This is a genomic window from Nostoc sp. ChiQUE01b, assembly GCF_034531255.1.
Lineage (GTDB): Bacteria > Cyanobacteriota > Cyanobacteriia > Cyanobacteriales > Nostocaceae > Nostoc.
In genome coordinates, this window is the sequence record NZ_JAVRBM010000032.1 from 67,710 (window position 1) to 92,661 (window position 24,952).

Annotated in this window: 21 protein-coding genes and 4 pseudogenes; 12 read left to right on the plus strand and 13 right to left on the minus strand. The window is 42.5% G+C overall.

The window, feature by feature from the left end:
- Nucleotides 1-6: 6 nt before the first annotated feature.
- Entirely contained in the window at nt 7-3,096 is a 3,090-nt protein-coding gene (gene pgmB, locus RMY63_RS20925) for a beta-phosphoglucomutase (RefSeq protein ID WP_322730568.1), read from the plus strand.
- Between the two features lie 204 nt (nt 3,097-3,300).
- On the opposite strand, the pseudogene RMY63_RS20930 reads toward pgmB, so the two are convergent.
- Nucleotides 3,301-3,453 (minus strand): annotated as a pseudogene (locus tag RMY63_RS20930) (transposase family protein); the annotation flags it as partial.
- An 86-nt stretch (nt 3,454-3,539) separates the two neighbouring features.
- Here RMY63_RS20930 and RMY63_RS20935 point away from each other — a divergent pair.
- Nucleotides 3,540-3,905: pseudogene (locus tag RMY63_RS20935) on the plus strand (phosphate ABC transporter ATP-binding protein); the annotation flags it as partial.
- Between the two features lie 228 nt (nt 3,906-4,133).
- Here the strand turns inward: RMY63_RS20935 and RMY63_RS20940 are convergent.
- Both RMY63_RS20940 and RMY63_RS20945 read right to left on the minus strand, forming a co-directional pair.
- Nucleotides 4,134-5,906, minus strand: a complete 1,773-nt coding sequence (locus RMY63_RS20940; protein WP_322730548.1) for an ABC transporter ATP-binding protein — start codon at nt 5,904-5,906, stop codon at nt 4,134-4,136.
- Between the two features lie 189 nt (nt 5,907-6,095).
- Nucleotides 6,096-8,003, minus strand: a complete 1,908-nt coding sequence (locus RMY63_RS20945; RefSeq protein ID WP_322730549.1) for an ABC transporter ATP-binding protein — start codon at nt 8,001-8,003, stop codon at nt 6,096-6,098.
- A gap of 487 nt (nt 8,004-8,490) precedes the next feature.
- Between RMY63_RS20945 and RMY63_RS20950 the strand changes: the two genes are divergently transcribed.
- From RMY63_RS20950 to RMY63_RS20975, 6 genes are read left to right on the plus strand one after another with little or no spacing between them, the layout of a single operon-like run.
- Nucleotides 8,491-8,790, plus strand: coding sequence for a metalloregulator ArsR/SmtB family transcription factor (locus tag RMY63_RS20950; RefSeq protein WP_322730550.1), 300 nt, complete (start codon nt 8,491-8,493; stop codon nt 8,788-8,790).
- A 25-nt stretch (nt 8,791-8,815) separates the two neighbouring features.
- Nucleotides 8,816-9,667 carry a phosphate ABC transporter substrate-binding protein gene (locus RMY63_RS20955; RefSeq protein ID WP_322730551.1) on the plus strand — a complete coding sequence of 284 codons (852 nt, stop codon included), beginning with the start codon at nt 8,816-8,818 and terminating at the stop codon, nt 9,665-9,667.
- Nucleotides 9,624-10,496, plus strand: coding sequence for a phosphate ABC transporter permease subunit PstC (gene pstC / locus RMY63_RS20960; protein WP_322730552.1), 873 nt, complete (start codon nt 9,624-9,626; stop codon nt 10,494-10,496). Before RMY63_RS20955 ends, pstC begins: the two co-directional genes overlap by 44 nt.
- Nucleotides 10,490-11,362, plus strand: coding sequence for a phosphate ABC transporter permease PstA (gene pstA, locus RMY63_RS20965; RefSeq protein WP_322730553.1), 873 nt, complete (start codon nt 10,490-10,492; stop codon nt 11,360-11,362). Before pstC ends, pstA begins: the two co-directional genes overlap by 7 nt.
- Before the next feature lie 27 nt (nt 11,363-11,389).
- Nucleotides 11,390-12,166 carry a phosphate ABC transporter ATP-binding protein gene (locus tag RMY63_RS20970; protein ID WP_322730554.1) on the plus strand — a complete coding sequence of 259 codons (777 nt, stop codon included), beginning with the start codon at nt 11,390-11,392 and terminating at the stop codon, nt 12,164-12,166.
- 41 nt (nt 12,167-12,207) lie between these two features.
- The gene (locus RMY63_RS20975; protein WP_322730569.1) at nt 12,208-12,318 is read left to right on the plus strand and encodes an HAD hydrolase family protein; all 111 of its coding nucleotides are present in this window, start codon (nt 12,208-12,210) and stop codon (nt 12,316-12,318) included.
- Here the strand turns inward: RMY63_RS20975 and RMY63_RS20980 are convergent.
- Nucleotides 12,311-12,883, minus strand: coding sequence for a protein-tyrosine phosphatase family protein (locus RMY63_RS20980; RefSeq protein WP_322730555.1), 573 nt, complete (start codon nt 12,881-12,883; stop codon nt 12,311-12,313). The genes RMY63_RS20975 and RMY63_RS20980 overlap by 8 nt on opposite strands.
- 266 nt (nt 12,884-13,149) lie before the next feature.
- Between RMY63_RS20980 and RMY63_RS20985 the strand changes: the two genes are divergently transcribed.
- Nucleotides 13,150-13,320 carry a hypothetical protein gene (locus tag RMY63_RS20985; protein WP_322730556.1) on the plus strand — a complete coding sequence of 57 codons (171 nt, stop codon included), beginning with the start codon at nt 13,150-13,152 and terminating at the stop codon, nt 13,318-13,320.
- Nucleotides 13,321-13,404: 84 nt separating this feature from the next.
- Here the strand turns inward: RMY63_RS20985 and RMY63_RS20990 are convergent, their stop codons facing one another.
- Nucleotides 13,405-13,665: a hypothetical protein gene (locus tag RMY63_RS20990; protein ID WP_322730557.1), complete on the minus strand. Its 261-nt coding sequence runs from the start codon at nt 13,663-13,665 to the stop codon at nt 13,405-13,407.
- A gap of 181 nt (nt 13,666-13,846) precedes the next feature.
- Nucleotides 13,847-14,842 (minus strand): sulfate ABC transporter substrate-binding protein, encoded by a 996-nt coding sequence (locus RMY63_RS20995; protein ID WP_322730558.1) that lies wholly within the window; start codon nt 14,840-14,842, stop codon nt 13,847-13,849.
- Between the two features lie 559 nt (nt 14,843-15,401).
- On the opposite strand from RMY63_RS20995, the gene RMY63_RS21000 reads away from it, so the two are divergent.
- Both RMY63_RS21000 and RMY63_RS21005 read left to right on the plus strand, forming a co-directional pair.
- Nucleotides 15,402-16,661, plus strand: a complete 1,260-nt coding sequence (locus tag RMY63_RS21000; protein WP_322730559.1) for an MFS transporter — start codon at nt 15,402-15,404, stop codon at nt 16,659-16,661.
- A 20-nt stretch (nt 16,662-16,681) separates the two neighbouring features.
- A complete protein-coding gene (locus RMY63_RS21005) occupies nt 16,682-17,158 on the plus strand; it encodes a nuclear transport factor 2 family protein (protein WP_322730560.1) in 477 nt (158 codons plus the stop codon).
- A gap of 206 nt (nt 17,159-17,364) precedes the next feature.
- Here RMY63_RS21005 and RMY63_RS21010 read toward each other — a convergent pair whose 3' ends face one another.
- On the minus strand, nt 17,365-18,018 hold the full coding sequence (locus RMY63_RS21010; protein ID WP_322730561.1) for an RNA ligase family protein: 654 nt from the start codon (nt 18,016-18,018) through the stop codon (nt 17,365-17,367).
- 89 nt (nt 18,019-18,107) lie between these two features.
- On the opposite strand from RMY63_RS21010, the pseudogene RMY63_RS21015 reads away from it, so the two are divergent.
- Nucleotides 18,108-18,263: pseudogene (locus RMY63_RS21015) on the plus strand (IS4 family transposase); the annotation flags it as partial.
- Between the two features lie 2 nt (nt 18,264-18,265).
- On the opposite strand, the gene RMY63_RS21020 reads toward RMY63_RS21015, so the two are convergent.
- From RMY63_RS21020 to RMY63_RS21045, 6 genes and pseudogenes are all read right to left on the minus strand, one after another.
- A complete protein-coding gene (locus RMY63_RS21020) occupies nt 18,266-19,138 on the minus strand; it encodes a bile acid:sodium symporter family protein (protein ID WP_322730562.1) in 873 nt (290 codons plus the stop codon).
- A 120-nt stretch (nt 19,139-19,258) separates the two neighbouring features.
- The gene (locus tag RMY63_RS21025) at nt 19,259-21,625 is read right to left on the minus strand and encodes an arylsulfatase (RefSeq protein ID WP_322730563.1); all 2,367 of its coding nucleotides are present in this window, start codon (nt 21,623-21,625) and stop codon (nt 19,259-19,261) included.
- The gene (locus tag RMY63_RS21030) at nt 21,615-22,571 is read right to left on the minus strand and encodes a formylglycine-generating enzyme family protein (protein ID WP_322730564.1); all 957 of its coding nucleotides are present in this window, start codon (nt 22,569-22,571) and stop codon (nt 21,615-21,617) included. Before RMY63_RS21030 ends, RMY63_RS21025 begins: the two co-directional genes overlap by 11 nt.
- Before the next feature lie 517 nt (nt 22,572-23,088).
- Nucleotides 23,089-23,736: an HAD-IA family hydrolase gene (locus tag RMY63_RS21035; protein WP_322730565.1), complete on the minus strand. Its 648-nt coding sequence runs from the start codon at nt 23,734-23,736 to the stop codon at nt 23,089-23,091.
- A 24-nt stretch (nt 23,737-23,760) separates the two neighbouring features.
- Nucleotides 23,761-24,639 carry a class I SAM-dependent methyltransferase gene (locus tag RMY63_RS21040; RefSeq protein ID WP_322730566.1) on the minus strand — a complete coding sequence of 293 codons (879 nt, stop codon included), beginning with the start codon at nt 24,637-24,639 and terminating at the stop codon, nt 23,761-23,763.
- 15 nt (nt 24,640-24,654) lie between these two features.
- Nucleotides 24,655-24,819, minus strand: a pseudogene (locus RMY63_RS21045) (co-chaperone GroES); the annotation flags it as partial.
- Between the last annotated feature and the right edge of the window lie 133 nt (nt 24,820-24,952).

A 24,952-nucleotide genomic window follows, 5' to 3' on the forward strand; every position in this document is an offset into this window, starting at 1 on the left:
CAATTTATGCAAACAAAAGGTCGTTCTCGCCATTTTATCTACACAGACTGGATATTAATCGAAACCCAGTTTGATCCTGAGCAATTGCACTCCAAAGAAACCGTCTTTACAATCGGCAATGGATACCTGGGAACAAGAGGCAGTTTTGAGGAAGGTTATCCTCATGCATTGCCAGCTACTTTTATCCACGGTGTCTACGATGATGTGCCTGTGGTTTACACTGAACTGGTAAATTGCCCTGACTGGCTACCCTTGATAGTGATTGTAAATGGCGATCGCTTCCGTCTCGATCAAGGTGAGATATTAAGCTATGATCGCCAGCTTGATTTACGCCAAGGACTACTGATCCGGGCCGTGCGTTGGCGCTCTCCCAGTGGGAATACCATAGACATCAGCTTTGAACGCTTTGCTAGTCTTGCAGATCCGCATGTGTTGGCGTTACGCTGCCATATAACCCCAGTAGATTTTGAGGGGTTAATCGAAGTTCAAGCTAGTATCAACGGCTATCCCGAAAATCAGGGTTTTAATCACTGGGAAGGACTAGATCAGGGCAAAATCGACCAAGGAATCTGGTTGCAACGCCGCACCCGCAGTTCCCGAATTGAACTCGGTATGGCAGCTAAGGTAACAATATTAGGCAGTGAAGCATCTTTGCAAGTCAACAGTGCACCTGGTTATCCGACTTTAAGCACCACCAAATTAGCTAAAGCGCAACAAACCCTAACGGTGGAAAAAATTGTGACAGTTTTTACCTCGCGCGAGATTGATACACCAGTGCCAGCCGCTCAAGAAAAACTTGCGCACTTGCCAGACTACGCAACATTACTAAAAGCCAATGAGCAGGCATGGGATGAGGTTTGGCAGCAAAGTGACATCCTGATTGAAGGGGATAGCACAGCTACTTTTGCTGTTCGCTACAATCTGTTTCAACTACTGATTGCTGCGCCACGGCATGATGACAAAGTGAGCATTCCTGCTAAAACCCTTTCAGGGTTTGGCTATCGCGGTCATATCTTTTGGGATACAGAAATTTTTATGCAGCCCCTGTTTTTGTTTACCCAACCAGCGATCGCCCGCAATTTACTCAGTTACCGTTGGCACACCTTACCAGGAGCTAGCCGCAAAGCAGACCATTACGGCTATAAAGGGGCAATGTTTGCCTGGGAAAGTGCTGATACCGGAGATGAAGTCACACCACGTTGGGCTATCGGTAGTGATTTTTATGGTGAAGACGTGCGGATTTGGTGCCGCGATCGCGAAATTCATATCAATGCAGATATCCCCTACGCAGTCTGGAACTACTGGCAAGCCACTGGTGATGATGACTGGATGCAAAAGTGTGGCGCAGAGATTATTTTAGATGCGGCAATCTTTTGGGGTAGTCGAGTCGAATTCAATTCTGAGCGCGAACGGTATGAAATTCGGGGAGTAATCGGAGCAGATGAATACCATGAATTCGTCCACAACAACGCCTTTACAAACCGGATGGCACAATGGCATCTAGAAAAAGCGATCGCAATTTATGATTGGTTGGCTCACAAGTTTCCCGAACGAGCCACCGAACTAGAACAGAAATTAAAGCTTACCCCAGAGGAACGATTGCACTGGCAAGAGATCGTCGCCAAAATCTTGTTTCTCTATGACCCATCAACAGAACTAATTGAGCAGTTCGAGGGATTTTTCCAATCGGAAGATATCAACTTAGCAGATTATGAACCACGCGATCGCTCCATGCAAGCAATCTTGGGTATTGATAAAACCAACAAATGTCAAGTACTCAAGCAGCCAGATATATTAATGCTCCTATATTTAATGCGGGAATCAGCAGATTTTCCCTATAACGAAAAAGCATTGCAGACAAACTGGGACTACTACGCACCCCGCACTGATATTACTTATGGTTCGTCTCTTGGCCCATCAGTTCAGGCCATTTTAGCTTCAGACTTGGGCAAATCAACCGAAGCTTACGAACAGTTTATGCGAGCCTTAATGGTTGATCTTGAAGATAACCGAGGTAACACCAACGATGGAATTCACGGCGCTAGTGCAGGTGGCATTTGGCAAGCTGTAATTTTTGGATTCGGTGGCATCCAACTAACTGAAAATGGCCCTGTAGCCAACCCCCACTTACCCCCTGGCTGGATGCGCCTAAAGTTTAAACTACACTGGCGCGGCAAATGGCACAACTTCGATCTACATCGGGGATTGGGCATGGGGCATGGGGGAGCCAGTGCCTTGGGCGGCTCTGCCGACTTGAAGCAACTGGCGTCATGGGGCATGGGACATGGGAACAAGGAGAGAAGGGAACAAGGAGACAAGGGGAAAACGGAGATAACCAATCCCCAATCCCCATTACCCCTTATCCCCAGAGGGGGCCCCACCTTCCCCAATCCCCAATCCCCAATGCCCGATGCCCAATCCCCAATACCCAACATCCAAGGATTCATCTTCGATTTAGATGGTGTGCTAACAGATACAGCAGAACTTCATTATCTAGCTTGGAAAAAGCTAGCAGATGAAGAGGGTATACCGTTTAATCGGGAGGCTAACGAAGCGCTGCGGGGTGTATCTCGTCGTGCTTCCCTAATGCTAATTATTGCGAATAGACCGTATTCGGAAGCACAAATCGAGGAGATGATGGAGCGTAAAAATCGCTACTATGTGGAATTTATCCAAAATATGACACCGCAGGATTTATTGCCCGGTGCGATCGCCTTGTTGGATGAACTGCGGCAAGCTGGTATTAAGATCGGTATTGGTTCAGCGAGCAAAAATGCCCGTACAGTGATCGAGCGATTGGGTATTGCCGACAAAGTAGATGCGATCGCAGACGGTTACAGTGTACAAGCACCCAAGCCAGCACCCGACCTATTTCTGTACGCAGCCAAGCAGCTAGGAATCGAACCAGAGCAATCTGTGGTTGTAGAAGATGCCGCAGCAGGTGTTGAAGCCGCTTTAGCCGCTGGTATGTGGGCAGTAGGACTCGGCCCTGTTGAACGAGTTGGAGCCGCTCATATTGTTTTACCCAGCCTAGCAGGTATAAAATGGGCAGACCTACGAGAGCAATTGAGTAACATTTCTAGACAAAAACAGTGAGCAAATGAGTTTCGAGTAGTTCCATACTGCCAATACTAGGGGTCATCACTGGGTAAGGCAAGTTACAGTCACATCCGCACCTTTTCGGGTTATTAGTCGCCCCAATTTGTACAGACGACAATTGCACTTTGAAAACCCAGAAATTGGGGGAAATCGCAAGCGTAAAGGTGGTACGGTCACTCCCTTCGGGTTTCGTTCTGGTGCTCCGCCAATTATGGCTAATATCGCAATTACCAAGATGTCTATGAGTTGATGTTTTTTAGTTCGCTCTACTCTTGGGTCTTTGATGTCTCCAAAGTGCTTGACTAAACTCTGTTGAATAGCTCCGATTTCTGCCACAGCTTTGGGCTTTCTCATAGGGCAAGAACTTTTTTTGACATCAACAGATTTATTTTCAAAGCCCTGAGACATAATGCTTGTTCCTTGAGATTTTCAACTATGGCCTTGATGAATTAGTAGAAGATTCTCTCAGACGCGCTGCCATCTGGGATGAAGTCAAAGACAAACTCAAACAGAAAGGTACTGCTTTATCTGGTGGACAACAACAACGACTTTGCATTGCCAGAGCGATCGCTATGAAACCAGATATGTTATTAATGGATGAACCTTGTTCTACTCTCGACCCCATTTCTAGCCGTCAAGTAGAAGAACTTTGCTTAGAACTCAAGAAGCAATATACGATAATTATAGTTACGCATAATATGCAGCAAGCTGCCAGAGTTGCAGATTGGACGGCTTTATTTAATACAGAAATAGACGAACATAGCAAGTGTCGAGGAAAATTAGTCGAGTTTAGTCCTACAGACTAAATGTTCATTTATCCTCAAACAAAAGAAGCTGAAGACTATATTAGTAGGCGCTTCGGTTAAGTAGTGCAAACGCCAATACTTCTTAGTTAAAAATTAAGCAGTATTGAGAATAAAAAAAGTGCATGGTTGAAATTTAGTATCAGTCCCTCTATGGATTGTCTGGGCTGAAGGTGGAGTGCTTGGAGTTTGGAAGAATTGATTGAGCAATTGAGTTTGATTCACGATAGTTCAAGTTTCGTCTTGCATACCACTGAGCTTGGCGTAATAACCATCTTGGGAAATTAGTTCGTCATGACTGCCAGTTTCCACGATACGTCCTTGCTCAAGTACGTAGATCGTGTCTACATAACGTGCCGCCAACATCCGGTGAGAAACCAGTATCGTGGTGAGTCCCTCCCTGACTGCTCGCAATTGCGATAGAACCAAAGCTTCGGTTCTGGTATCCAACGCAGAAAAGCAGTCGTCCAGCAGCAAGATGGGGGTCTGGCGAATCAGTCCACGGGCTAGACTGGTTCTTTGCTTCTGTCCACCTGATAAAGTTACCCCACGCTCGCCAATTAATGTGGATAAGCCTGCACTGAATTTGTCAATCGTTGCTTTAAGCTGTGCAGCTCGCGCAGCCTGCCAGATTAACTCTAATGGTCGCTCTGGATTATCGAATGAGATATTCTCCGAAATTGGTGCTGCGAACAAGAAAGTATCCTGGGGGACAAATGATAGGTTTTGGCGCAGATGACTTAGCGGGATGTCTCTTAGGTCTTGCCCATCCACTTTGATTTGTCCGCTATTAGACTGCAATTGCCTGGCCAGCAGCCGCAGCAAGGTGGATTTGCCAGATCCTACACGACCAATGATGGCAATCATTTCGCCAGGGCTAATACTCAAGGATATCTCTTCTAGAACCAGACGCGATCGCACTCCTGCACCGACCGGGTAACTATATGACAGATCGTAAACTGCGATTTCGCCATTGATAGGCTGGGCTGATGAGCCTGCCGGAGCATCTTCAATCTCAGGTTTTTTATCCATGATCTGAAATACTCTGGTTGCAGCTGTACTAGCATTCAGCAAAGCATACACTACAAAACTGCTCTCCTTGATCACTCCCAGAATCATAGCCAGATAAAAGATGAAAGCTGTCAGCGTGCCGACGCTCATTTGCCCAGCCAATACTTGGCTTCCACCCACGCCAACAACGATTAAGGTCATCAAACCACTACCCAGCACAGTGGAGGCAGTGAAAATAGCGTTCAAATTGATCAACTTTTGATGAGCTAGCGCATAACGATGTGATACTCCTGTAAAGTGTCTAATCTCACCCTCTTCCTGGGCATGGGACTGGATGGTACGGATACCCTTGAGGTTTTGCTGCACCGTTTCTGTCAACGCACCAAAACCCGCTTGCACTGCTGCCGATGCCAGCAAAATACGCCCAGCCAAATACCAGCCATTAGCGGCTATCACTAGCAGTAACGGAATGAGCAACAATGTCAATTGAAGCGACTGTTGCACCATAAAAATCGGTGCAATTAACGCCACACCGATTAGGCTTACCAGTCGATGCACCGCAGAACGAAAAAAGCGACGGATAGACTCCATGTCATTGGTCGCTCGTGCAATCAAGTCACCCAACTGGTAATTTGCATAGAAGCCGCGACCAAGGGTCTGTAAGTGTGCATAGAATTCTTGCCGTAAGTCATAAGATATGTAAATTGAAATTAGTGCATTTTTGCGGCGACCAAAGTGCAGGATCGCAAAGCGTACAGCCGTCAAACCAAGTATTGCAAGAACCGGCAATAAGATATTCTCGTCTTGTTTTGAAATCAGATCAATGCCGACTTTTAGATAGATGGGAATGGCAGCTTCAACAACATGAACAGCCAGCAGAGCTAATACTGCTATCAACCACTGAAAACGGTAAGGGTTAAAGTAGTGAAAAAGTCGTTGCAATGAAGTTAAAGTATGTAAGTCCGCTTTCAATCTTTCTTGGTCGATTAACATCGGTTTAATCTTGCTATATAGGGAAAAATCAATATTGAATAAAGGTGATGATTTTGTTGAATTGCTCAATCACAGCAGTTTGTATTTAAAGATAATGTACAGCTTTTTAATTCCCAAATACTCAGGTTAATATAGCTTAATTAAAGTCAATTTTTTGTACAAATATACATTTCTGAAATCACCTCAATATTAGAAATCTTTAGTTGTGCGGTTTGATGTATTTTGACGTATATCTTTGTACAATTGTGCTTCATAAAGCGTTTTATAAAAACCATTACGAAGCATCAATTCTGTGTGATTTCCAACTTCCACTAACTGGCCATGGTTTAATACAATAATGCGATCGGCTCGGCGGATGGTCTGTAACCTGTGGGCAATAATGATGGAAGTTCTGTTGGTGGTGACTTTGGCCAGCGCTGCTTGGATGGCAGCTTCAGTTTCTGGGTCAATACTGGCAGTGGCTTCATCTAGAATCAAGATTTCGGGGTTCAAGGCAATGACACGCGTAAACGCTAACAACTGGCGTTGACCTTGCGATAGATTTTGGCCGCGGTCTTCCAATACCGTATCAAAGCCTAGTGGCAAGCCCTCGATGAAATCTAGGGTCTGTATCAGTTCGGCGGCATGTCGGGCATCTTCTGGCGTGATGGTCGAGTTACCCAATGCAATGTTGTCATAGACGGTACCAGGGAACAGATGAAAGTCTTGAAAGATTACACCTACACGCTTACGGATCTGTGCAGGGTCTATCTGCATAATGTCGATGCCGTCAATGAACAAGCTTTTTTCAGGCACATCGTAAAAACGGCAGATGAGCCGGGTTAGTGTAGTCTTACCAGAGCCAGTAGGCCCGACAATAGCGATGTTCTCACCGGGTGCGACATTCAGATTGAAGTGCTGGATAACTGGTTCGCCAGTTTCATAACGGAAACTCAGGTCACGAAACTCGATACGTCCGTGTAAGCCTTCGGGCAAGGGTGTAGGCTGCAACGGCACGGACAAAGACTCCTTCCAATCCAGCAGTCGGAATATGCGATCGCAAGCCGCCACCGCTCGGAACACTGCATTAGCTTGATCGCCTAAAGCCACAATCGGACGAAACAGCATGTCGCTGAATTGCAAGAACAACACGACCGATCCCAGGGTGGTAGTGTGGTTAAGTACATGTTGTCCGCCGAACCAAAGGATGCAAGCGATCGCCAAGTAAGATATGTTGTCGACGATCGGGTTGTATACGGTCTCTGCCATGATGGCCTTAGTCTCAGCCACCCGATTTGCATCATTAATAGCAGAATACTGTTTAAAGCTCAGTGCCTCCCGCCCTGACATCTGCACGATTTCAATACCTGATAAGTTTTCGTGCAAATGCTCGTTGAGGCGCGATAAGGTGGCACGGATGACCTGATAAATCGGACTAGAATAATATCTGAACGTGACGATTACACCCGCCACAACAATCAATAAGGGTGATAGCTTTGCTACCAGTATCGCATCCAGAGACAGCATTACACTAACAGCGACAACCAGGGGAATCAATTCTCCAGCCAGCGCACCGACACCAGTCAGCAGTTCAGACAAGCTCTCGATATCGTTAGCGATTCGAGTCAATACCTGCCCAACCATAACCCGGTCATAAAAAGCAGCGGGCAGATGCTCGACATGGGCAAACAGATCCCGACGCAAGTCGCTCAGACCCAATAGTGCTGCACGGGACAACTGGATGCGGAAGGCGTACCCAAAGCCAGACCAAAGCAGCACCCAGAGTAAGCCGACTACGCAGGCGGCGATTATTTGTTCGGTGTCCAGCGCGATTGCTAACCATTTGATTAATGCCGTTTGTCCATAGTCTGGGAGATCAGTCCGGTAGTTATGCATCAGGATACCGTCTACTACCACTCGACTAACCACAATTGGTACTAACACGGCGGCGGTGGCCGAGAGCATAGCAAACAGCAGCGCTAATGCAATAAGCCAGCGGTACGGAACCATCCAGTGCCGTAAGCGCCAGACATTGCTAGCAAAGGAGTTACGCGTACCGATTGATGCTTCAAAGGGGTCGAGCCGGCCAAGAGTGTTAGAGGTCTTTAATGATGTCATATTGCGATCGCCCCAGGACTGGCATTAACAAATTAGATAAGTCTTCTGCATCGATTTGATGACTTCTTCACAGGTTGCTTCTGGTTGTGGCAAAGATGGTTTTTTCGTCAGGTCGTGTAGTCATTGCTTTCTTGATGCATTTGCTACTGAAGCAAACCGTATATTTCTGGTTTTGTAGGTTCAAGCTTAAGCTGATATACTACGTCCTCTACTTTCTACTGCTTGTTTTAGTCACTGTAACTACTTAGAAAATACTGTTTGTCGGTCGAAATATCGTATTTTAAATGAAGCTTATATTCTCATGAACGAGAGTAAAAAGCAAGCATAAAACTGTTGAACCGGAGAGTTACCAAATATGAGACACTAAGCATGAATACAATTTCATATGAATGCTCATTTGTTAAAAAGTGCAAATAAATTTTAATTGTCAACTCTGTAATTGTTGCTATTTATACCAAAATAAGGAAAGCTTATCGTTTTCAGGGCAATGCAAAATAGTCCAAATTTAAGTATTGATTGTGTAGACAAGCTTAAGGTACTGGCAGATGAAACCCGTTTAGCAGTTTTACAACTCCTAATTGACAGTCCGAAGCGAGTTGGAGAGATGAATGCAATTTTGCATTTGGAGCAAAGTCTACTCTCTCATCATTTACAGGTTTTACGTCGAGCCAAGTTAGTTGTGCGGGAACGAGATGGCAAAGCATTTCTCTATCGTCTTGCCCCTCAAGTCGAAGTAGCTACAGACAAGGCTTTAAACCTCGGCTGTTGTGTTCTCTCGTTCAACTAAAACCTGGAATATCTGGAGGTAGAAGATGAAACATTCCCAAATTTCGGCGATCGCAATAGGATTAGTGACAAGCATTTGGTTGCAAGGTTGTTCTCAACCTCCGCAAGCAGTTACAAACGATCCAAATAAGCCACAAGGAAAATTGGTACTTACTGGTTCTAGTACGATCGCACCATTAGCAGCAGAAATTGGCAAAAAGTTTGAATCGCAACATTCCGGTGTGCGAGTTGATGTGCAATCAGGCGGTTCTTCTCGCGGGATTACAGATGCTCGTCAAGGTGTAGCTAATGTTGGCATGGTTTCCCGTGCCTTAAAGCCTGATGAAAAAGATTTAAAAGCCTTTTCCATCGCTCGTGATGGAGTAACGGTGATTCTCCATCAGGAAAATCCCCTGCAATCCCTAACTGACAAGCAGGTTGTAGATATTTACACAGGCAAGGTGAATAACTGGAAACAGGTAGGAGGTAAGGATGGGGCAATTACAGTTGTTAATAAAGCCGAAGGACGTTCTACCCTGGAATTGTTTACCCACTACTTCAAGCTAAAAAATACTGACATCAAAGCACAAGTAGTGATTGGTGATAATGAGCAAGGAATTAAGACTGTAGCCGGAAACCCGAATGCTATTGGCTATGTTTCCATTGGCTCGGCAGAAAATAGCGCCGCCAATAAAGTACCAATCAAATTGTTAGCTGTAAACGGTGTAGCAGCAACAACAGCTAATGTACAAAACGGCAGCTTTCCTATTTCTCGACCGCTTAACTTGGTTACAAAAACCGAACCCCAAGGACTGGCTAAAGAATTTATAGACTTTGCACAATCACAGCAGGTAAGTGACATTGTTAAAAAGCAGAACTTTGTCTCCATCGCCAAATGATATTTGGTTAATTTGGATACTACGAGGGTTGGCAACAATCGCGGGAGCGATCGCACTTTTAATCGTTGTTTTTCTACTTTCCGAATCCTTACCAATCTTCAGTCATATAGAGATATCCCGCTTCTTTACTGATTCTTCTTGGAACCCCACAGCAGGTTTATATAATCTCTCACCCATGTTGCTAGGTACTCTCTTGGCAATGGTCGGTGCAGTGCTAATTGCAACTCCTATAGGCATTTTATCTGCTGTCTTTTGCCAATTCTATGCCCCGCCAATGGTAGCCCAACTCTATCGCCGCCTGATTGAATTATTAGCGGGGATTCCTTCTGTAGTGTATGGCTTTTGGGGATTAGTCGTGCTGGTTCCTCTAATTGGAAAAATTCATCCACCAGGGCCAAGCCTATTAGCAGGAATAGCAATTCTGGCGGTGATGATTCTGCCAACAGTCGCTCTTATAGCCGATGCTAGCCTCGAAAAAGTTCCCACCGCTTACATTCAAGGTGCTGCTGCACTGGGGTTATCACGTTGGACAACAATCTGCACAGTAGTTTTTGCATCAGCCAAATCAGGGTTATTTACAGGCTTAATTTTAGAAACAGGTCGTGCCATTGGTGAAACAATGGCTATTTTGATGGTATGCGGCAATGTAGTACAGACTCCAAAAAGCTTATTTGACCCCATCCGCACACTTACGGCCAATATTGCTTTAGAAATGGCCTATGCCACAGGGGATCACCGTAGTGCGCTCTTTGTCAGCGGTTTGATATTGATGGGAATGATTGTGGTCTTAGTGGCGATCGCTGAAGTTATTAGTCAGGGCAAATGGTAGAGATACAACAAAGCAAAGACAATCGTCTCGCTCCCAGAGAGTGGCTAGCAACAAGCTTAGTTTGGGCAACAGCCGCCCTCGTTACCGCCATCTTTTTATGGATAGTCAGCGATATCCTTTGGCACGGTATGGGATATTTATCTTGGGAATTTCTGATTAGTGAACCAGAAAATGCGGGTAGAGAAGGAGGGATCGCCAGTATTCTCGTTTCCACCGTTTTAGTTATTGGCGTATGTATGGCGGTTTGCCTACCCGTTGGCGTTGGTACGGCAGTTTTACTAGCAGAATTTACTCCTAGTGATAGTTTGTTTGCTAAATTAGTACGCCGTAGTTTGGATGTACTTGCTGGTGTACCTTCGATTGTCTTCGGGTTGTTTGGCAACGTTTTGTTTTGCAAAGTTTTAGGGCTGGGGTTTTCTATTCTTTCAGGCGGACTCACACTGGCGTGTATGGTGTTACCAATCTTGATTCGCTCTACAGAGGAAGGATTTTTAGCTGTTCCTAATGAGTACAGATTAGGAGCCGCCGCCCTTGGCTTTTCGCGCACAAATACAATATTTCAAATATTATTACCTGCTGCTGTTCCTGGTTTAGTTGTGGGGTTTGTGCTTGGTGTTGGTCGGGCTATTGCGGAAACTGCGGCTTTAATTTTCACTAGCGGTTACGTAGACAGAATGCCTCAATCACTCCTCGATTCTGGGCGTACCCTTTCGGTTCATATTTTTGATCTATCAATGAACATTTCAGGAGGAGATAAGAGTGCTTATGCTAGTGCATCGGTTTTGCTATTACTACTGTTGTTGATTAATGGCACAGCAGCTTGGATTGCACGACGTTGGTTACACAGCAGAGTTATTTCGGGATGAGGATGGGTGGATATAGAGGAGGAAATCTTGGCAGTTACTGAACCGTTGATTCAAATTGAGAACTTAACTCTGCAATACGCACAAAAAACTGCGCTTGCTAATGTCAACTTAGCTGTCAATGCTGGAGAAATTTTGGCTTTGGTTGGGCCTTCTGGTTGTGGAAAAACTAGTTTCCTGGGTTGTCTCAACCGCCTCAGCGATATGATTCCCAAGTGTCGAGTTCAGGGAAGAATCCGCATTGGTAGTTTAGAGGTGCTAAATCCTAAAATCAATGTCATCGCCTTGCGGCGTCAAGTCGGCATGATCTTTCAAAAACCCAACCCCTTTCCTTTCTCAATATGGCAGAATTTGGAATTGCCTTTGCGAGAGCATGGTATCCGCGATCGCCACCAAATTGATACAATTATCGAAACCAGCCTTGAGGATGTAGGGCTATGGGAAGAAGTAAAAGACCGACTGCAATCTTCGGCTTTAGCTCTTTCTGGTGGACAGCAGCAACGTTTGTGCATAGCTAGAGCTTTGGCTTTGCAGCCAGAAGTCTTACTACTGGATGAACCTTGTAGTGCCCTCGACCCTATTTCCAGCAATGTTGTTGAAGATTTAATTATTAGTTTGCGACAGCGCTATACTCTGTTAATTGTTACTCACAATCTGGCTCAAGCCAAGAGAATTGCAGATCGAGTCGCTCTATTTTGGGTACAAGACGGCATTGGGCAACTGATTGAATCAGGTACTGTAGAGCAGGTTTTTAATCATCCTCAACATCCTTTAACAGTTGCTTATGTAACTGGTGCCAGGGGTTGAGCAAGATTGCGGTCTTTGGGGATCAAATTAATAACATCAAAATGTTCAAAATTGCTAACCATGCCATTGTAGTTGTTAACGCAGATGTCGAAGTCAAGCGTTATGCGTCATTGGTAATTGATTCAAATATAGAGGATAGCTTTGTCAAGTAAATTCGTCAGGATTGGTCGAACATACTACTAGACGGCAATCATTTAAAAGTATATTAAGTTCCTGTACAACTTTCAAGGGATTTTTAAAAGTAAACATAGATGCGATTGCAGCTTCATAAGGATTTCTGCCTGTTTTTTTGACGGCGGCTAACGCATCTTTATTGGAGAATCCCCGAATACTAACCAACCATGCAGCTAGCACATGACCAGTGCGACCAATACCACCCGAACAGTGTACAACTACTTTTTCACTTTGTTTGTCTGCTGCTATTAAAAAAGGAATTATTCTTTGGGTGAGCATTTCTAAATTAACGAATTGAAAATCTGTAATCGGTGCCCAACAAACTTGCTGTTCACCAAATTCTTGTTGATATATGCCTAAAAGATTTGAGTAAAAAGCTAGTTGCTTTTCGGGGAGAAGACAGCAGACTCGTTGGATATTTTGTTTTTTCATGAACTCAATCCAATCAGATACCTGTTGATTGGAGTAACCAGGCCTGGAAGCACCAAATACAATCGGTTCATCTTCCCAAGCAGCAGCAAACTTGTATGTATTTCTAGTCATTTGTTCTGATGCCTGTGGGTTGTGTTTATCCCACGTCTATAAATTTGTTTTATATCAATTTTGTTTCTTAGCCACAAATGCTGGCTGCGTGCAAATCAAAGCATTCCATGAGAAGCATTAACAGGAAGATTAGCTAGTAACTAAGCTTTGATTAAGATAAGGTTATAAAAGAGAGCTTTTCACTTGTATAAGTTCATTTTTCAGAGTTAACAGCTTTAGGAGCGTTATTGCAGACCCCAGACCCTGTTCAAGTAGGAGATAAAGTTTTGATTCTACGTCCTTTTTATGTAAATGGAAAAGTTGGGGTAGTTTGTGGTCGAGAGTCACACTCAGATGGTCAATCAAGCACCCGATGGCTCATTCAAGTAGATTCAGATGAGGAAAACATTATAGTTTCACTCAGAAGGAATGAGTTTGAGGTGATTACCCCGGAATGAAAGTAACTTCAGGCTTGAGGAAAACATTATAGTTTCACTCAGAAGGAATGAGTTTGAGGTGATTACCCCGGAATGAAAGTAACTTCAGGCTGTTGTCGGTGGCTCGTCACCGATCCCCAGTTCCTTTTTACTGTGCTTCAACTGTTTCCAAAGTTCCTTAATTTGCTGGTAAGCCTCTTTGGGGTCAAGCTTACCATTGCTTTCTAAACTGGTGATAATGGCAACTTTTTGAGCAAATTCTTGCAAGTTAGCATTAAACACTAAGTTTTCTGGTTTAACTTGTCCGTAGTAGCGACCACGAGGATAAAGGAATTTATTTTGGTCTTCCCCCTGAGACTGGTTCATTACTTCACCTCCCTACTAATAAATTTTCACCAACAATGTCAATCCAGTTTAAACTATCTCCCTAATCAAATGGTTGTTGGAAAAGGAAAATATAGTCAGCGATCGCTGGAATTATGAGCCTTTTTTTAGTATGGCTCATAGTCCAGAGTCCTCAAATTTAGAGTCGAAAAATTTCAGCAATTTAGCTTAAAGGTTTCTGAGCTTGAATTTTGTCAAAAATAGCACCTTCACTAAAAAATTTCTGCCCAATACTGTTCCAGCCTCCTAAATCCTGAACTTTCAATAAAGTTTTAATTTGAGGAAAATCGCTACTAAGTTGTTTTGCGATCGCAGTATCAACAGGACGAAACCCTATTTTGGCAAATTCTCTTTGTACCTCTGGAGTGTAGAGATATTGGACAAATGCTTCTGCAACTTTTCGAGTAGCGTGTTGTTCAACATTTTTATCTACTACAGCAATAGGATTTTCAATAGAGATATTGACATCAGGGACAACATACGAAAACTTTTCGCCCTTTTGTTTTGATAGGATCATTTCGTTTTCATAATTGAGTAAGGCATCACTCTGACGTTGTTTAAAGAACAATTCGCTGGCATTGTGAGCAGTCTTGGGCTGCAAGGGTACATTTTTATAGACCTTGGAAATAAAATCTAATGCCTGACTCTCATTATTGCTAGTTTTTGTGGCGAAACCCCACAAACTCAGAAAATTCCAGCGCGCACCACCTGATGTTTTCGGATTCGCTGTTATCACACTCACACCAGGGCGTGCTAAATCTGACCAAGTTTTAATATTTTTGGGATTCCCCTCACGAGTGGCAATTGCAACTACAGATTGGGTGACAATTGCATTATTTGGCGCTTCTTTTTCCCAGGCGGGTTGAATAAAACCTTTCTCAACAAGTTTCTCAATGTCAAGGGCTAGTGATAGGTGTACTACATCAGCCTCTAAACCATCAATTACATTTAGGGTTTGAGAACCAGACCCATCATAACTTTGAGTGAAAGTCAGATTTTGGTTATGCTCTTTTTTCCACTTATCTACGAATTTGGGAATGATCTGCTCGTATGCGTCTTTTGTCACCGAATAGGAAACCAACGTTAGCTTGACATCACCAACAGAAGTGGCCTTAGTATCACCAGTCTTATCAACGTTAACACCAGAGCAAGCCGTCATGACTAAACTGACGCTGATTCCCACAAAAAATAAGGATATAAACCACCAGTGTCTTATAGCTTGCCAAAGCTTGACAATATAAGAGTGATCTGGTTTCCTTATGTATCTATGGTGTTGTTTGATACTCAAAATTTTTCCCTTAGTTAATAAATGCGGTATTCCGCGCGATTTACTGTAGTTTAAAGGTATTATAAGGCAGTTCCTAAAATTACATAATCTTTTATTAACCTAAATTTAAACAAGTTGTAGATTACGTACTGAAAGAGGCTTACTGTTGCCAAAAGGAGAGCCTTATTCCTACCTGTTTACGATTGCGGAAGCGAAGGATGGTTGTTAATGTTCTTACTTTTGAACTTCTGCAAAATATTTTAGTTTGTGGGGAAATCATTAACTAAGTAAGAATTACCTTCTTTGTGTAAACATTTTTTAAGTATTATACACAAAGCTTCTCATGAGATTCTAGCATTAACTACGGTAAATCAATTAACTTACAGTAACTTAAATAATACATTAAAAATTTATAAGAGATTAATATCAACACTACAGGTATTTACTCAATATGAGTTTGACCCCAAGTTTACGCTCTTTTAAGTCTAGAAACTTCTGTCTATTTTTTACTGGTCAAAGCTTCTCTATGATCGGTAGTTTTATGACAGAAACTACCTTTGCTTGGCTAGTTTATTCTGAAACAGAATCAGTGGCTTTACTAGGCTTAATTGGTTTTCTGAGCCAGGTTCCTAATTTAATAGTTAGTCCTTTAGCTGGTATTTGGATAGAGCAGTTTAATCGACGTACTATTCTAATTACTGTGCAATCTATAATGATGCTTCTTTCATTAACTTTATCAATTTTTGCTTTAACGGGAACAATCAGTATTTGGCAGATAATTTGTGCAAGTATAGTGCAAGGTTTACTCAGTAGCGTTGAAACACCTTGTCGGTATACCTTTATAATGGATATCATTGAAAAAAAAGAAGATATTATCAACGCCACATCTCTTCATTCTTCTTTACTTAGTGGTTCGCGGATTATAGCTCCGGCGATCGCAGGTATTATAATTGCTAATTTTTCTGCTGGGCATTGTTTTTTGATCGATGCTATTAGTTATATTGCTATTATTTTAGCTTTATTAGCAATTGAAACTAATAAGCTCACAATATTACATCAAAATAATCAACATAATCACTGGGAAAATTTGAAAGTTGGTTTTCTCTATGCTTATAATTTCTTGCCTATTCGCTCAATTTTATTATTAATAGCATTACTTAGCTTTTTGGGAATGCCATATTTAAGAATTATGCCTGTTTTTGCTATCCAAACTCTTCAAGGAGATTCTACTACTCTTGGTTTCTTAACAGGAGCATCAGGATTAGGAGCATTATGTGGAGGTATTTATTTAAGTTTTCAAACAAGTGTAGTGAAGCTTAATAAAATTATTGCTTTGGCCCCTGCTATATTTGGTATATCACTAATTATCTTTTCTTTATCGAGAAATTTTTGGTTTTCTTTAATGATAGTTCCCATCATAGGATGTACTTATATTTTAGAATATTCAGCTAGTAGTTCTATTTTACAAATAATATCAAATGATGAAAATAGAGGTAGGCTCATGAGTATATACAATATGTCAGTTATGGGTATAATTCCGTTTGGAAACTTATTTATAAGTGGACTAGCCAATATATTTAATGCTACAAACGCTTTAATCTTTGGAGGTTTGTGTTGTATTTCTGGTTCAATTATTTTTTATAAAAATTTACCAAACATAGAAAAAATATTGCAACCGATTTATTTCGACAAAGGAATGTTTCAGAAATAATTATTTTTGATTAGGTAGAGATGTGTAAATATACAGAAATCGATTTGATTATTGAGCGAATTAAAATCATAGAAATTATTGTTGGTTTTGCTAATGCACTGGATGAAAATAATTGGCAAAAAGTTCGAGGCTATCTAGCAAATGAAATCGAGATTGATTATTTAGACTTTCGAGGTGAAACACCTCGGCAAGTGGCCGCAGAAGAATATGTACAACAACGAGTTGATGCATTGTCAGGATTACGGACTTTGCATATCAGCACGAATCATGAGGTAACAATCAAAGAAAATGTAGCTTATTGTAAATCAGCGTATTGTATTTATAGAGTTGATCCTAAACTTGAAGCTGGACAAGATCGGTTTGATACGGCAGGAAACTACCTTCATCAATTGATTCGAGTCGATCGAGAATGGCGAGTTAATGCGATCAAGCAAACAGTAGTGGTAATGAGTGGCAATCGACAAGTGCATGGTGCGTTCCGCAATAGCTCATCGTAAAATGCTGAAATTTGCTACTAACAACAAGGCGATAGTTTGGGGCGTGCCGACGAAGGCTAGTCATAGGTCATGATCTTGTGATAAGGAAAATTATTAAGGCTCTTGGGTGCAGAGGAGCAGGGGGAAAGAAGAAGTTTTATGCATACGGACGGAAGCAATAGAAATTCACCTTGCACGAATAGGGAAAATGGATAGTGCAATTTGCTTTATTCCCAATATGTCTTCCAATCATCCTTAAAAGCTTGCTGTAATTTTTTCATATAAGCATATGTTTTAATTTTCACCATCCATACGTTATTACTATCGCTGCCACCTCCTTTACAAATAACACCTTCTGATATACCATATTTTCCTTCTCGAATATCATCAATAAATTGACCTGTTAGCTTACCGCGATAAACAACCTGTGCAATGTTTAGGTAACTAAAATCTCGGAGAAATTGTTCGGGAGCAATAATACATTTCTCAGTTTGTACATCAAAGAGAATCAGTTGTTTCGGGTCATCTTTTCGATGCATTCCTGCAAAGGAGTTAGTCCCAACAAACTCTGTAAATACGGTAATTTCCAGATAGTGATAATTTAAATTTTCTTGAAATAGTTTTTGTAAAGGATTAGCAAAGTCTCTGTTAAAAATCTCAGGAGCTTCTTCTAAACCTGGATGCGCTTTGTTAAATTGTGCAATTCCCATATCATCTAAATCAAACCGATCCCGACGCGTACCAAAGGCATACCACCCAAGTTCCAATTCCCAAACCCAGTGAAGATTTGTACCATCATATTTCTCAAAAGCTATGCAGCGTTCCCAAGGACAATTTTTGCTATCTGGAATTTTTGGATAAACAAGTTGCACTCGTGTCATTGCGATCAAAAGAGGTCTGTAACGCTTGCATTATAGAACCCATTAGACCCAAAAGTGTTGAATGTTAAGAAAAATTCGATAAAAATAGCCTTGACAAGTTAATTACCAAAAACGTTAATGGTATCACAATCCAAATTTATGTCAGCTTGATAGCTTATCTGATTTTACAGCTTGTATCTATTCCCGCACAATGGGGACATACACTATTAGATAAATTCCGCTATCTTCAATCTTGTATGTGTCAAGTTTACACCTCTACCTGTTTGATTTCTGCATCTGTTGCTTGGTCTATTTCTATAAACTTTGGCCCAGCAATGAGAACTATCACCATCATTAATAGACTTGTCACCATGATGATGCTGACCACGCTGGGATCGTCAAAATTACTCGTAGCTACTAATAATGCTGCGGCAAAATTGCGTTGGGCTGTTCCGACTCCTAGCACTCGTTGAGTATCAATGCCAGGCCCGCCTAAAAGATAACCGACGCTAAAGGAGAATATAATAAATATCGCACAAACAAAGATTGCACCTGTTTTTAATAAGCTAATGATATCGTTGGTGTGAATGAAGAGTCTGACTACTAGACCAAAAAGTAATCCATAACTAGATAATTTGAATAAAATTGGCTGGATAATGGGAGCGATCGCAGCAAATTTAGCTTTGATAAATAATCCCATCACTAACGGACTAACCATCAGCAACAACAAGGGTTTGGCAATGTCCCAAGAGTTGATTTGCACACCTTGCACTACTAAAGGTAGTACAATCGGCAGATAGAAAATAGTACCAAGCATCAGCAACATCATTAATCCCACAGAAAAAGCTATATTGCCCTTAACTATTTGAGCAAGTTTAGGCAAAGCTGGCGGGCCTGATGCGAGTGCCATAATTAATAAACCATCTCTGAGTGGTTCGCTTAAAGGTACTACTTGTACTAGCAGATAAACAAAAACTGGCACCAATATAAAATTTGTTAGTAAAGACAAGATGACGAGTCGAGGGCTGCGGAGTGGTTTCCAAATCTGTTGTACCGTTAAACCTAAACCTGCACCCAACATAGTGCAAACAATGAATGTGAAAAGTGCAAGTTTGTCGATTACTACTAAAATTTCATTCATGATTTAATTATTTGTCAAAATAAAATATCTAGTTGGGATAGGGAACAGGGGACACTAAATTAATCCAAAGATTCGAGTTGTACTGAAGCCCATTCCCTATTCCCCATTCCCTATTCCCTATTACTTCAACTCCAGGCTGACTTGCTGTAAGTTACCAGTAAAGCCAAACGGTACTTGATAAGTATCAACAACAGGAGTACCTGTATCTCTGCCAACATCAAAGGTTTCATCTAGGGCTAAACGGTAAGCAATGGTTTTTTCCACACGTCCTTCGGCTACCTGTTGGTCATTGATGAATAGTTTGCCAATTCCGCCTGCACCCACAGCGCCACCGTCATAATCAAAGTTAAAACGAAGTGTAGATTTACCGGGAGGCAATTTTTCTCTTGATTGGATGATGTAGCGGGCAGTATTGGCGTAGTTGTAGGCATAGGTAGGCTTGCCATCCTCAAGGAAAAAACTCCAACCAGCAAAGCGTCCGCCTTGGGTCAAAAGGACACCCTCTGCCCCACTTTCAGGAATTTCTACATTAGCTGTGATGCTGAAAGATTTATTTTTCAGGTTTGGGGCGCTACCTTCTGGAATGCCAACTGTACCAGGATAGTAGGTGAAAATTGTGCGTCCTCTGGTGAGGCTGGGGCGAATTTTAACATCAAATCTTTCAGCGATGCGATCGTCTAGTGGTAATACTTGGTGCTTGCGGGCTTCCTTTAAAAACAACTTTTGCAGTTTTTCTAGCTTGTCTGGGTTTTCCTTTGCTAGGTTGTTCGCTTCGCTAAAATCTTCTGTAATGTTGTACAGTTCCCACTCATCTGTATCAAAGCTACCTTTGACAGTTCGTTCCCAAGGTAAGCGACCGTGACGCGCTGCTGCTACCCAACCTTCATCGTAAATGGCTCGGTTGCCCAACATCTCGAAATACTGAGTTTGACGATGAGAGGGAGCATCAGGGCGATCGAAGGTATAAACAAGGCTAGTACCTTCGATTGGTTGTTGCTTAACACCATTCACTTCTTTAGGAGCAGTAATTCCCGCTACTTCTAAAATGGTGGGTGCAATATCAATTACATGATGGAATTGGCTGCGAATGCCACCTTGGTCTTTAATATTTGCGCCCAAGGAAATCACCAAGGGGTTACGAGTTCCGCCAAAGTGAGAGGCGATTTGCTTTGTCCATTGGAAGGGAGTGTTGACTGCCCAAGCCCAAGCTGCCGGAAAATGGTTAAATGTTTTGGGACTACCCAAGTCATTATATGCAGCTAGCAGTTGTTGCAGATTTTCGGGTACACCGTTGAAGACTTGGAGTTCGTTGACGCTGCCTGTTAAACCGCCTTCTGCACTAGCACCATTGTCTCCAACAATATAAATAACTAGGGTGTTATCCAATTCACCAAGTTGGTCAACGGCATCAATTAGCCTTCCTACTTCATAATCTGTATGACCTAAAAATCCAGCAAATACCTCGGCCATGTGGGCATAGAGTTTTTGCTGTTCTGCTGTGAGGGAATCCCACGCTGGTAATTCTTGGGGGCGAGGAGTGAGTTGAGCATTGGCAGGAATTACACCCAGTTGTTTCTGACGGGCAAAGATTTCTTCGCGTAATTTATCCCAGCCTTGGTCAAATTTGCCTTTGTACTTGTCAATCCAAGCTTTGGGGGCGTGGTGGGGTGCGTGGGTGGCTCCGGTGGCGAGATAGGCGAAAAAGGGTTTTTCAGGAGCAATGGATTTTTGGTTGCGAATCCAGGCGATCGCATGGTCTACTAAATCAGGAGTCAGGTGATAATCTGGCTTGTTGGTTGGTTTGTCTACTCGCCTAGTATTTTCTACTAAGGCAGGACTCCACTGATTAGTATCACCACCAAGAAAACCGTAAAAGTACTCAAATCCTAACCCTGTAGGCCAGCGATCGAAAGGCCCGGCGGCACTAGTTTCAAAGTCTGGGGTGTTGTGCCATTTACCGAAAGCTGCTGTGTTATAGCCATTTTGTCGTAGTATTTCAGCAACGGTGGCGGCACTCTTAGGCAAAATTGTTGTGTAGCCAGGATAACCTGTAGCTAATTCCTCAACGACCCCTGTATTGACTGAATGGTGATTGCGTCCAGTTAACAAAGCTGCCCTGGTGGGCGAACACAGGGCTGTGGTGTGGAATTGGTTGTAGCGTAATCCTCTTTCGGCTAGGCGTGTCAAATTCGGAGTGTCCACCGGGCCGCCAAAAGTACCTGCTTGTCCAAAGCCCACATCATCTAGGATCGCTAGCAAGACATTGGGTGCTTTAGCTGGGGCGGTTATGGGTTGAGGAAAGTCTGGTTGTGATTCTTTGTAGGTGAGGCCGATTTTACCTTTGAACTCTGGCAGAGGAACGGGTAAAACTTGGGATGTAGCTGCTAGGGCGGGGCCATTGACCATCAACAAAGTGATGAGCAAAGATAAAGCGATCGCCTTTGCAATTTCTGGAAACAAATTCCAGTGCTTGGATTTAAACTTCATTCTTTATCCTTTCTATAGTCAGGTTTTTCACTAAGCGAAATCCGATATGAGTAGTTCCCGTGTCGGGGGCTTGAGATTCTCGCGCTGCTGGGCGGAAGCGGCTGCAATAGTTGATCGCACACAAATAAGAGCCACCTTTGATTACGTGTAGGGCGTTTTCGGTGGGTTTGTTGGGGTCAAAACTTTGTTCTGGGCCTTTTGGGTTGACACTGTGGTTTTTTTGGTTGTGTCCCGGTCTAAACCAATCGGAGGTCAATTCCCAGACATTACCTGTAATGTCATACAGACCATAACCATTTGGCAAAAAGGAACCAACCGGGGCAATACCCACGTAACCATCGCTTTTGGTGTTGAAAAAGGGAAAAATTCCTTGCCAGGTGTTAGCTTTTTTCTCAGAGTACTGGTTGCCCCAGGCATAAGTTGCAGCATCTAACCCACCACGGGCGGCATATTCCCACTGGGTTTCGGTGGGTAAGGATTTTCCTGCCCATTGAGCGTAAGCTACAGCATCTTCGTAGGCAATATGAACGACTGGATAATTATCTTGATGTGCGATTGCACTTTCTCTTCCAAATGGATGTCGCCAATTCGCCCCAGTCTGCCAATGCCACCAACTCAGTTGTTTTGCTCCTGGTTTTGCGATTTCAAACACCAAAGAACCCGGTAATCTCTGCTCATCTGGCAAGTCGGGAAATTCTTCTTTTGATAAAGGGCGCTCTGCAACTGTGACATAACCTGTTGCTTTGACAAACGCTGCAAATTGTGAATTTGTCAGTTCATATTTATCGATACAAAAAGAACTAACTTTTACCTCTTGAGCTGATAGTTCTTCTATCAAACCTGAATTATTCGCTCCCATTGTGAATGTCCCACCGGGAATCATTACCATTTCTGAGGGACAGGAATTTACGGTAGCGGCAAAAGCAGGAGGAATGATGAGTGCCATCGCTACTCCTGTAAATAACAACAACAGTACTAAAAAACTTTTCTTTAACACAGTGGTGTTGACTGCTAATAAAAAGAAATTAAAATTCAGACTAAATATTTCTAAAACATTTACTGTGTAAAGCTATGACGTAGTAATAGGCGAAAATATAGCAATTTTTCATCAAAAATTACCATCAGTGTAAACTAATTTAAAAAACTTTACTTTGTTTTAAATTAGCATATACTTTATATTGATAGAGTTACCGTACTTAATACGATATTGATAACTTACCTCTTAAGCAAAAATAAGTCAAGAACTTTTTTGGCTGATATGATATAGCCTGAAAATTGATATCTGATTTGTAAAAAAATCTAAAGACAACTGAATCTGGCTTGACTACTGACTACTGACCACTGACAAAAACTCCGATCCGTGGGTGGATTTTTTTATTGTTTGGGGATTTTTTATATTTTTTGAACTCAACCTTTTAAAGCTGACGCGCTACTACAATGAACCTTCAGGGAACCGTATTGAATTATGAGCGATCGCATTTCATCAATGAAATTTTATCGAGCAGTTTTACAAGATATTTCATATTAGAAAATACATTGGCTTGTTTCTCTACTTCCTCCTCCCTAGAATATTTCAAAGCATAAATTCCTGCTGAATGTGCAGCTTCAATTCCCACATCGCTATCCTCAATGACAACACAATATTCAGGCGAGAATCCCATTCTATTTGCTGCGTATAAAAATAAACCGGGATCGGGTTTCCACGAGCCAATATCATAAGAACTAAACAAGCGATCGCCAAAGTAATGCGACAGAGCAGTTACATTTAAAGCCTTGCGAATTTTGGCTATGGGAGCACTTGAAGCAACACAAACAGGATATTCCAGAGTTTTTAGCATCTCTGGAACGCCTGTGATTGGTTGCAAGTAAAATTCAAATAATTCATCTACTCGGTGACGATATGTTGCTTCAAAATCTCTGGGCAGCTTTTCGCCATACTTTATTTCTATGTCCGCTAAAATTAAAGCCAACTTTCTGCCACGATATCGCCGAATCAGACTTTCAACTGATTCATTGATAAAAGATAGCAAATCAATAAATGCTTGGTTACAAAGCCTTTCACTGTCAACCAATGTTCCGTCCAAATCAAAAATGACACAAAGATGTTTCATGTATTGTTCATTTGCGACCTTGCTTTACTGACTTGAGACTGCTACTTTTTTACCAATAGCCATAATGTGAGCGCTTACACCTAGTGTAGAAGGTTCAGCCTCCAGCCACCGAATCGCTTGCAGGAGCCTTTGGCGGCGGCTTGGTTCACTCCAATGTTCCTCAAAATTTTGTAGTAATTTCCCTGGTCCTTCTATGGCTAAGAGCTTTTGACAAGATAACCCTGCTTCTTCCACCTCTGCCTTTAGTTCATCAGGATGATGAAAGAATGCTGTCGTAAAGTAAGCAGGATGGTTGTTTGGATTACGATGTTGCCCTTCAAGCAAGTCCCTATGGGCAATTTCCACAAACTCCGGATCGTCTAGCCATCCCCGAAATAAACCGTCTAAGAGCGAAGCAAAGCGAGAACAAGCAACGGCAAAGACAAGACCTCCACTCTTTAAGACACGATCTGCCTCGCGTAACACTACCAGGCGTTGGCGTAGCCCGCCGCAGGCATCGCTACGTTCAATTAAGTGATACAGTGGTTCAAATAAGAGAACAGCATCAACGCTGTTGTTTGCTTGATTTAATTGACGGGCATCTCCAACTTCTGCACTTACAAGTGGATAATCAGGTTGAGCCTGAGAAGCAGAACAGGCTTGCTCTACATGCAAGGGAACGGCATCAATAAGATGAACTTTATACCCTAGTTGGGCAAGCCAACAAGCATAGATACCTGAACCGCCTCCAACATCGAAAATCACTGCGGGGGGAGGAGGTAAGTAGCGGCTAAGAAGCTCTTGAGTGCGAACAAGTTCAATCGGATTTGTCCGCTTTGATAAGCGTTCGGCTTCCAGACCACGCTCATAATGAACTAGTACTTCATCTAAAAGCAGGTTTTGCAAATCAGACTTCTCTGACATGAAGTTTCCTCTTTATTTACCAAGGCCGACTGCAACAATTTCACCCACCTGTGGCTTTTCTTTATCGCTATCAGGTAAAAGAATACCCCCTGCTGTTTTCTCTTCAGATTCACTAATCTTGATGAAAACGCGATCGCCTAGAGGCTTAACAGTAGATACGCTTAACGCTATAGCTGCCATACAAAATTCTTAAAACGAACTTTCTTAAAGCGAACAAATGGGTGCAATTAAGTCATGAACTAATCACACATATCTAACTAAGTAGCTAGACATAAAAAATTATAAGATAAGAGTAGAAGAGAACAGATGATTG